General features: G+C 34.7%; 6 protein-coding genes and 4 pseudogenes. 1 reads left to right on the forward strand and 9 read right to left on the reverse strand.

The window, feature by feature from the left end; translation table 11 throughout:
• Window positions 1-79: 79 nt before the first annotated feature.
• The 9 genes and pseudogenes from V6U76_RS03390 to V6U76_RS03430 all read right to left on the reverse strand — a co-directional run bounded on the left by V6U76_RS03390 (window position 80) and on the right by V6U76_RS03430 (window position 7739).
• A pseudogene (locus tag V6U76_RS03390) lies at window positions 80-1110 on the reverse strand (PDDEXK nuclease domain-containing protein).
• Between the two features lie 26 nt (window positions 1111-1136).
• Window positions 1137-1361, reverse strand: a complete 225-nt coding sequence (gene gpW / locus V6U76_RS03395) for a gpW family head-tail joining protein (protein ID WP_333023609.1) — start codon at window positions 1359-1361, stop codon at window positions 1137-1139.
• The gene (locus tag V6U76_RS03400) at window positions 1351-3171 is read right to left on the reverse strand and encodes a phage terminase large subunit family protein (RefSeq protein WP_333023610.1); all 1821 of its coding nucleotides are present in this window, start codon (window positions 3169-3171) and stop codon (window positions 1351-1353) included. Before V6U76_RS03400 ends, gpW begins: the two co-directional genes overlap by 11 nt.
• The gene (locus V6U76_RS03405) at window positions 3168-4724 is read right to left on the reverse strand and encodes an ankyrin repeat domain-containing protein (RefSeq protein ID WP_333023611.1); all 1557 of its coding nucleotides are present in this window, start codon (window positions 4722-4724) and stop codon (window positions 3168-3170) included. Before V6U76_RS03405 ends, V6U76_RS03400 begins: the two co-directional genes overlap by 4 nt.
• Before the next feature lie 26 nt (window positions 4725-4750).
• Complete coding sequence (locus tag V6U76_RS03410; RefSeq protein ID WP_333023612.1) at window positions 4751-5230, reverse strand: hypothetical protein; 480 nt, start codon at window positions 5228-5230, stop codon at window positions 4751-4753.
• A gap of 20 nt (window positions 5231-5250) precedes the next feature.
• Window positions 5251-5445: pseudogene (locus tag V6U76_RS03415) on the reverse strand (DNA methylase N-4); the annotation flags it as partial.
• Between the two features lie 102 nt (window positions 5446-5547).
• Window positions 5548-5664: pseudogene (locus V6U76_RS05590) on the reverse strand (phospholipase D-like domain-containing protein); the annotation flags it as partial.
• Window positions 5665-5732: 68 nt separating this feature from the next.
• Window positions 5733-6592 (reverse strand): annotated as a pseudogene (locus tag V6U76_RS03425) (IS982 family transposase).
• A 361-nt stretch (window positions 6593-6953) separates the two neighbouring features.
• Window positions 6954-7739: a DNA-processing protein DprA gene (locus V6U76_RS03430; RefSeq protein ID WP_333023613.1), complete on the reverse strand. Its 786-nt coding sequence runs from the start codon at window positions 7737-7739 to the stop codon at window positions 6954-6956.
• 823 nt (window positions 7740-8562) lie between these two features.
• Here V6U76_RS03430 and V6U76_RS03435 point away from each other — a divergent pair.
• The coding region (locus V6U76_RS03435; RefSeq protein ID WP_333023614.1) for an ankyrin repeat domain-containing protein at window positions 8563-8888 on the forward strand (326 nt) is incomplete at its 3' end.

Below are 8888 nucleotides of genomic sequence, written 5' to 3' on the forward strand. Positions count from 1 at the left end.
AATCTTCTTCCTGAACCTGATGCATCCCATGCAGAGCTTTTTGATTTATTGAATAATTGCTTGAATGACTTTAATAGCATTAGTCTTTCCCGTTCGAAATTTTGGATAATTCAGCCTCTAACTCTTCAATTGTAGGCAACTCAGTTTTAAATTCTTCTGGCAGGTTTTCAGTTATCCGATATTCAGCAAGGCCTATTGTTTTGTCATATCACGCAACGCATATTCAGCTATCACATTATCCTTAGATTTACATAAAATTAAGCCTATGGAAGGATTATCTGTTGGATGTTTTAGAAAATCGTCAACTATTGATAAGTAAAAGTTTATTTTACCAGAATGTTCAGGTTCAAACTCAACTGCTTTCATTTCTATTACTACAAAACACCTAAGTTTTAAGTGATAAAACAGAAGATCCAAATAGTAATCCTTTTTCCTTACTGTTAAATGATATTGGCGTCCAACAAAAGAAAAGCCTGCTCCAAGTTCCATAAGAAACTTCTCAATATGTGCTACTAGTCCTTTCTCTATTTCTCTTTCATGAGCACCTTTGCCTATACTCAAAAAATCAAAAATATATGGATCTTTGAGAGTTTGATTTGCTAAATCTGATCTTGGTGAAGGCAATTTTTCCTTAAAGTTTGTAACTGCTTTACCTTGTCGTTTATGAAGACCAAGCTCTATTTGGTGCATCAGAATAGAGCGAGACCAACCATATTCTGAAGCATTGTGCATATAGAAAAGCCTTGCTTCGTGTTCCTTCACTTGATTCATTAGAACAACATGATGATACCATGGTAATTCTATAGCAGCTTGCTGTAGAAATTCAGGATTGGGATAAAGTTCTGCAAAACGCCTAATATTATGCAGGTTAGCAATACCAAAACCCTTTATTTCAGGAAATCTAACCTTTAAATCTTTACTTAATTGCTCAATTACTTTAGATCCCCAACCTTGATCCTTTTGCTTTTCTAGAATCTGTATTCCAATATAATGGTAAAGTAATAATAATTCTTTATTTACTGTTCTGGCTGCTTTGTAACGGCTAGTGGCAATACGATCCTTAAGTTGCTCTAAAAACTCTTTGTATTCTTTTGCTATAATTCTTGTCATAGTGTTCCTTTCAACGATTTTCACCATTATATGATCCCTTTACTCGTCGAAAAAACAATCTTTCGTTTAGGCTTCATACCTGCAATCTTAAGTTCAGCTTTGATACGTTGCCTTAAGTTTAACAGGTCATTTATTTGCACTTCTGCGTATCTCACCACATGGTCACCATAAGCAATTGACACTACCCTCTCACCACTTTGCAGCTTCTGTATGGCTTGTTCAACTTGAGCTAAATATTCTTCACTGTACATTTTCTAACCACTTACTCTTCCTGACTTTCTTAGATTTTTTACTTTCAGTTTTTTCACTTAGACTACTCCATTTATTTTCTTGCCAGCGGTCAATCCCAAGGGCAATAGATGCAGCTCTAGCATAAATGCGACAATCCAGTGCTTCGTTACGATCTCTAATCTTCTGCCACTCTTGCTTGGTGTAGCCTTTTACTACTTTAGTAATTAATTGCTCTGCTGTGAGCTGTTTAAAATACTCAGGTGAATACTCAGGGAAGTGACAATATCCAGCCTCCTCATTTTGCGAAATATTAAGTAATTGAAAAAGTTCTGATTTTAAAATTGACACCCCAACTGGCCAGAGTTTCATTCCTCTACGTAATTTTTTCCCGCTAACCGTTACATCAACTCTACTTGGGCTACTGAGTGGCACTAATGCTTTATTTACGCCCTTAACTGCCATTACTCTTCCATGACTTTGATGATTTCTCGCCCAATTATATACTTCCTGAGCTCTATACCCTGCATCAACTGCCATCATACTGATTGTATATTCAAGTCCATTTGCGCCTAAAAAATGATGATTCAGTAACTCAGATAGTTTATTCCAAACAACTTGGGTCCCAGGATCTCCTTCAAATACTTGATAATCAATTGACCAGCTCTCTCTGTCTTTACCCCAAGCTACAACTTCTACTTCTATTCTGTCTTTTTGAACATCAACTCCAGCAGTGAGGACTACTTCTCCTTCTGGTATTGTTCCTATTGGATAATTTTCTCTATGCTCAAAAAGCTTTCTCCAATCTGGTACTTCTCCTTTATCTACCCAAGTCTCTCCTAAAGTTGTATTTATCCAGACTTTTAGTAGTTGTTCGTTATCTTGACTATGGAGAAAATCTTGTACCGCTTGATTCCAACTATACCAACCAACTGGGCTATATAGACTTGATAAATGAAACCCTATTGTTTTTCCTCCTATTTCACTTGTAGCTCTCCATTCTCCACGATCAAGCATATCTGTTTTTTGATGATTTTCTATTTTGCTACTACATTCAATACAAACGTAATGAGCTTTGCTTGGATCTTTATCCTCCCATTTAATTTGTGTCCATTTTAATACTTGGTAATGATTACATTGTGGACATGGCACAAAGAAATACCTTTTATCTGATGCTTCAAATTCTTTTTCTATTCTACTTATTCCGTGAATTGTTGGCGTTGATACTAAGAATATTTTTCGCCGAGTAAAAGTATTAGTTCTTGCTATGCTAAGTAAGACCGGATCTCCTTCCCCGCCTGAATCTCCTGGATATGCATCAATTTCATCTAAAAATAAATACTTTACTGGCATAGAACGAAGGCCTACTGCGCTATTTGCTCCAGTAATTACAACCATTCCACCTGGAAATTCTTTGCTTTGCACAGTATTTCCTGAATCTCTTGATCTTGGGTCTTTGACCTTACTTTTTAAACAAGGCGTGCTATCAATTAAAGGCGCAAATCTTCCCTTTGACCAACGTTTTCCCATCTCAACTGTAGGCTGTACAACAAGCATTGGACCTGGTGTTTGATCAATAACATAGCCAATCCAATTGTTACCAGCCTCTGTTCCTCCAATTTGCGCCCCTTTCATAAAGATTACTTTTTCAACTGGCGAAGAAGGAGATAAAGAATCCATTATTTCTTTTAGGTAAGGAGTTCTTTCTGTTCTCCATTTTCCTGGCTCTGATGCTGCAGTTGCAGAAAGTATTCGATACTCATTTGCCCATTCTGATACTTTTAATAATGGATCTGGCTTTAATCCTGCATAAAAAGCTGTAGCATAAATCATAGTCTATTCCTACTCGCTGCTTCAATATTATCAACTACTATTTCTTGTCCTCTATGACCTTCCAATTCTGTAAGAGAGCTTTCTTCTTCACTTTCTATTTCAACATCACTTAAAATAGGACTTATGCACTCACTTGTCTTTTCACTTTCTAACTCAAGAGACATTTTCTTTTGAAACTCTTCTTCTATATACTTTTGAGTTATGTTACTCATTACTACTGATATAATTAGTGCAAGCATTCCAACCATTATGGCAATTCCAATCTGAGGGTAGACTGCTAATAATCCTATTGCACATATTACAATACTAACGTAGATAACATTGCTGTATTTTTTCATCCTATTATCAGCTATTTTCCTCTCTTCCAAGTATTTATTACTCAGCATATGGAACGTCGGAAAGTTATCATATTTTCCAAACAACACTATACTTTTCTCTCTAAGCAACAGCTTTATTAACTTTTTATTATTTAATCTTATTGCATGTTGAAAAACATCTATGGCATCTGCTCCTTTTGCAAGCAGCAGTTTTACTATATGAGAGTGATTGTTTTTTGCTGCAAGATATATTGCTGATTCTCCACCATCATTTAACGCATCTACTTCAATTCCTTCGTCTAAAATGCTGTCTATAAGTTCTAAATGTCCTTTTTCTGCAACTAGATGAAGTAAATTGTTCTTTTCTGCTCCGTATTTATTACTTACTAAAACCTTTACTATATCCAACCTTTTTGCTTCTCTTGCATAACAAAATGGTGTTTTGCCGTCATCATCTTTAATAAGTGGATTTATATCTTCTCGGGTTAGTAAAACTTCTACGGTTTTGAGCCTGTCAGCATAGTGCAGTGGTGTTTTATTTTCATAATCTTGTACATTGATCTCAGAATTAGTGGCATTAATTAAGCATCTAACTATATCTAAACATAAATCTTTTTCATCATAATTAGTATTGCTTACAGCTATGTGTAAAGGAGATAACTTCGTCGAATTTCGGCCATAACCAACTCTACTTATGTCTGCACCAAAGTTCGAGAGTAACTTTATAACTTCCAATCTTTTGTTGTTTGTTGCATAATGAATCGGAGTGTGGTTTCGGCTATCCAGAATATCTTTATCAGCATTCCCTTCATTGACTAAAATTTCTACGATCTTTTCATGTCCAGCTCCTGCTGCCAAGTGTAGCGGTGTGTGTAGTAAAGCATTTTGCTCATTAACATTAACTCCGTTGTGAATCAAAAACCTCACTGCTTTCGCTTCGTTTACTACTGCAGCTAAATGAAGCAAGCTGTCTTTTTCAGTTCCATACTTGTTACCAATAAGAGCTTGTAATATTCCTACTTTTTTACTTGCGTAATCAAGAGATGTTTTACCATCATTATCTTCCAAAAAAGGATTGATGTTTTTCTCAGCAAGAAGCAGCTCTACTAAACAGAGCTCATCCAATTCAATAGCACAATGTAATGGTGTTTTACCATTAAAGCCTCGAGTATTTATGTCTATTCCAGGTTGGTTAATAAGACATTTAATTAACTCTAGGTATAAATTACTGGTCATTTGAATGGTTTTAAAAGTGTTTTTGGCTACTGAGATAGCTCCGAAAGTGCAGTTCTAATTTCTTCTGTTAACGTCTCATGAATCCTTTCAGCGTCATTTAAAGATGCAAGTAATGCTGATATTCTATCTGGAATATTAAGAAGATTGTTTCTCACGACCCTTGCAGTATTAAAAGCATCACGCTTTACTTCTGCAACTGAAACAAGCTTACCAATCTCAGCTTTAGCCTTAGCTTCCAGTAACTTACCACGCTCCATTTCGTTCTTAATTCTGGTTTTAAGAAGCATAGTAGAAAGGTCATTAGTATTTCTGCTTCTACTATCTTCATCGTTTTTTCTTCTTAGTGGTTGACTTGGATCACGAATTGTTTCAAGTGCGTTATTTGCTTGTTCTGTGTCAACTAAGCCATCTTTCAGCTCTACAATCCATTGTTTCACTAAATAACAGACATATTGCTTGGAAAATCCTTGTTCTCTTGCCCATTCGGTTTGAGTCATTAGAGCCATTTCCTTTTTTCTCCCTTTTTCTATTTTTGAACTTCCTCTTTTTGTGCTTCTTGGATTTGTAAGAAAGTTTTGCCACTATCAGAAAGCATCGCTTCTCTTCCCGTATATACTTGCCAACGTTTAATCGTTACATCAACAAATTTAGGTTCAAGCTCAATTGTTCTGCAGATTCTATCTGTTCTTTCGCATGCAATTAAAGTACTTCCAGAGCCACTATGTTGAATGTGAGAGGTAAGAATTATAATTGCTCAGCGATAAATGGTTTACCATACGCTTGTTCCAATTTCCTAGATATTCTTTGACTAATGTAGGATGGTTACTAATAGATTTTCAGCATTTCTTTTTTGAGCAGCAGTCGTAAAATTAAAGGAACCTGTAATAACTTTCTGATTATCAATAATAATCTTACTATGTGCAATTGCTGGTTTGTAGTCATTGGTATTCCTTCATTGAGTAATTCCTTTATCACACATATTTAGACTTTATTTACCCCAGTTATGGATTAGCCAACGAAGTAAAGCTTAGAAATGCAGGGCTTTTTTGACTGCATAGAGTATGAAACCAGAGTAGAAAAAATGTGCACCAAAAAGTTTATCGGAGATCTGTGGCGAGTATGCTCAAGTTCAAATTTATTTTTCAGGCAACCAAAAACCGTCTCAATGATCGATCTTTTTCTCAGCAAAATCTTCTCTTTCAGTGAAATTAGTGCGTTTTTCATACCTTTTTTTATCTTGGTTACGAGTTTTAGACCTCTGTCTAGGAGTTTTTCAAAGAGCTCCTTCTTGATGTAGCCCTTGTCACCGAACAAAAGTCCGGTCAATTTTTGGGTCAACAGGTTTTCTGTCGTCAACATTGCCTTTTGTAAGTGTAACACCTTGAATTTCTCCTATTTCGTTGATCACCAAGTGCAATTTAAAACCGAAAAACCAACCGTATGTACTCTTGCTCAATTTGGCAATTTCAGCAAAAACTTTATTTCTTGAGATTCTTTTTGGATGGCAAACGGCGATCGAAGTGGCATCAATGTAGGAAATTCCAGTCGTTTTTGACTGCTCACAGAACCACTGTAACAAGAGCGCCAAATACCACAAAATCCTCGATTTTAGGGTAGTAAACCTATGATGGTAATTTGGGAAATTCTGATCCATATAATAGTTTTGCATAATGTACATAGAAAGATTTGAAATTATCACACCGAGATTGGTGGTAGAGCAGTATTATGGTAAGGATCTCTGAATACGTAATTTCTGGCGTCCTGGTGGGTTTTTTGCCACTTGGCAGGAGCCTATTGGCAAAATTGTGATCGATTGCATTGCAAAAATCATCGACACAACAAAAGATTTCAGTTATTTTTTCTTTCACGGGTAGCCTCTTAATTTAATACCTTAGAGTTTACCCTATTTTCCTCTTCTAAACTCCCTTTTTAGCTATTTCTTAATCCATAACTGGGGTTATTTGTGTCTTATACAAGATAACTTTAATATAAACGCCACGCTTTTTAGAAAGATTCCACTATAGGTTTTGCAGTAAATCCATAGGCTTGAATCAAAATAGATCTTTCAGCATTATCTACTGTATTAATAATCTGAGTATTGACCAGGATACATCAATTTTTGTACAAGAATATGTTAGTATTGAAACTGTATAGCCAAAATATGAAGAAACAATAAGCAAAAGTGCAAAACGAGGTTTCATTTTATCCAGCTTTATTTAAAACCATAGCCTACTTTCTCATAGGCTTGAGAGTATTTATAACATCATCAGCAGAGTCGATTAACCTAGCACCATTTTTAATTAAGCTATTGTTTCCACTATAGCATGGATTCCAAGGATAACCAGATAATACAAAGACTTCTTTTTTCTGATCTAAAGTACAAACTACTGTAACTAAAGATTCTGAATCTTTTGAAGCTTCAATTACTATTACTCCTAGTGATAAACCAGATATTATTTTACTCTTTTGAACAAAGTGTTGTTGCTGTAATGTTGTAGTAAGTGGAGAACCAGTTACTATTAATCCACCATCATCAACAATTTTCTCTAGGTCTTTTGAAGCTATACCAATATTGCTTACAGTGACTCCAATCATTGGATTTATTGTAATGTTCAGATCGGAAGCAATAACAAAATCTGCTTGAGTTAAATCATCTGCTAATTCTTTGCTGAATTTTTTACCATCATCAGATATATTGTTGTTTCCCACTATTGCAATAATCTTACGATTAAGTAAAGATGTATTACCTAACACCGTTATCACAGGAACTATATTTCTTAAAGAAACCGGAAATTCTGGTTCACATGCAGCTATGATTTTAGCTCCTGCTTCACTTGCTTTTTCAATTTCTTGCTCGGCCTCATTAATACTATAAATCTTTACACCAGATAAACACTCTAGTGCACTTTCTACTGTTCCATGCAACTCTAAAAGATCAAAGAACTTTACTCCTGAACTACGTGCTAGGCGTAACCATGAAATCATCTCATTTTTATTTAATTTTTTTTCTCTCATATTTTACTCTCATCTATTGAGATTATACAAATAAATTCAATTTTAGATTGAAAAAGTTTAATTTTACATTAACAATGAGTTTAAAAAACACAACTTTAAAACTCATTATACTACAGAAGAACCCGTTTAAAATCTCAACAAAACAAGGTAAAGTGTACACAGGTAAGAAAATGAGGTATCTTGCATACATCAACTCCAGCAAAACCTTGCCGATTTCGATAATGATCTGCAACGAATCTTTTGAGCAACGTTTTCTACTACTACTCTTTGGCTTGCGAGATCTTTGCTTTTTTTCTTTGGTCAGTGTTTGTCCTTCTGCGTGAAAGTTCTACATTTGAATGAATTTTTTGCATTCCACTGTCAGCTAAGACTTTTGTGCCATCTAGCATCACTAATAGACCTGCTGCGAAACAACTTATAAAAGATGAGGTGGATAATCAAAGTAACTAAAAGGCGTGTTTCAAATTCACAATTTCGGCAAAATCTTATGTTATATTTTCTCTGAAAAGCGATAAGAATATAGTCTCAACTAAAAATAGCATAAGCTGCATACTACTACAGAAAACATCAAAAACTTAAAACAAGAAGCTCAGATAGCAATGACCATGGAATAATTGAAGCATTTTGTAGAACAGTAGCTTAAGTATTACAAATTTTCATCAAATTTAGCATTAGAAGTATTTCAGATGTTTACTTTTGTTAATATTTTCTCGCATAAAGAGTATTATCTTTAAATATTTCTCTTGTCAATAGCAATTATATTAATACTATCCTAACCCTAAAGAGCACATGCTCTAGTGTATAACGCTCTATAGAGGTCATTATGGGAATTGATAAGAACTTAAATGCCATAGCGAAAAAGATCAATAAGGGTAAATATATTAACTTATTATTGTCTCCTCTTGTAAGTAGTATACTTGGTTTAAAGCTGTTTCATATGGCTGCTAAGTATAACTGGAAAAGTGTACTAGAATTTTTAATAAAAAAAGGTGCCAATGTTAACGCTAAAGATAAAAAAGGTAATACAGCTTTGCATTTAGCTAGCAAAAATGGTCATGAAGAAGTCTTAAATATTCTTTTGCTTAATGGTGCTAAAACTAATGTTAAAAATATTAGTAACAGCACTCCACTTCACTATTCTATTAAACC

This window comes from Wolbachia endosymbiont of Pentidionis agamae (genome assembly GCF_036711655.1).
Taxonomy (GTDB): Bacteria; Pseudomonadota; Alphaproteobacteria; order Rickettsiales; family Anaplasmataceae; genus JAZHPY01.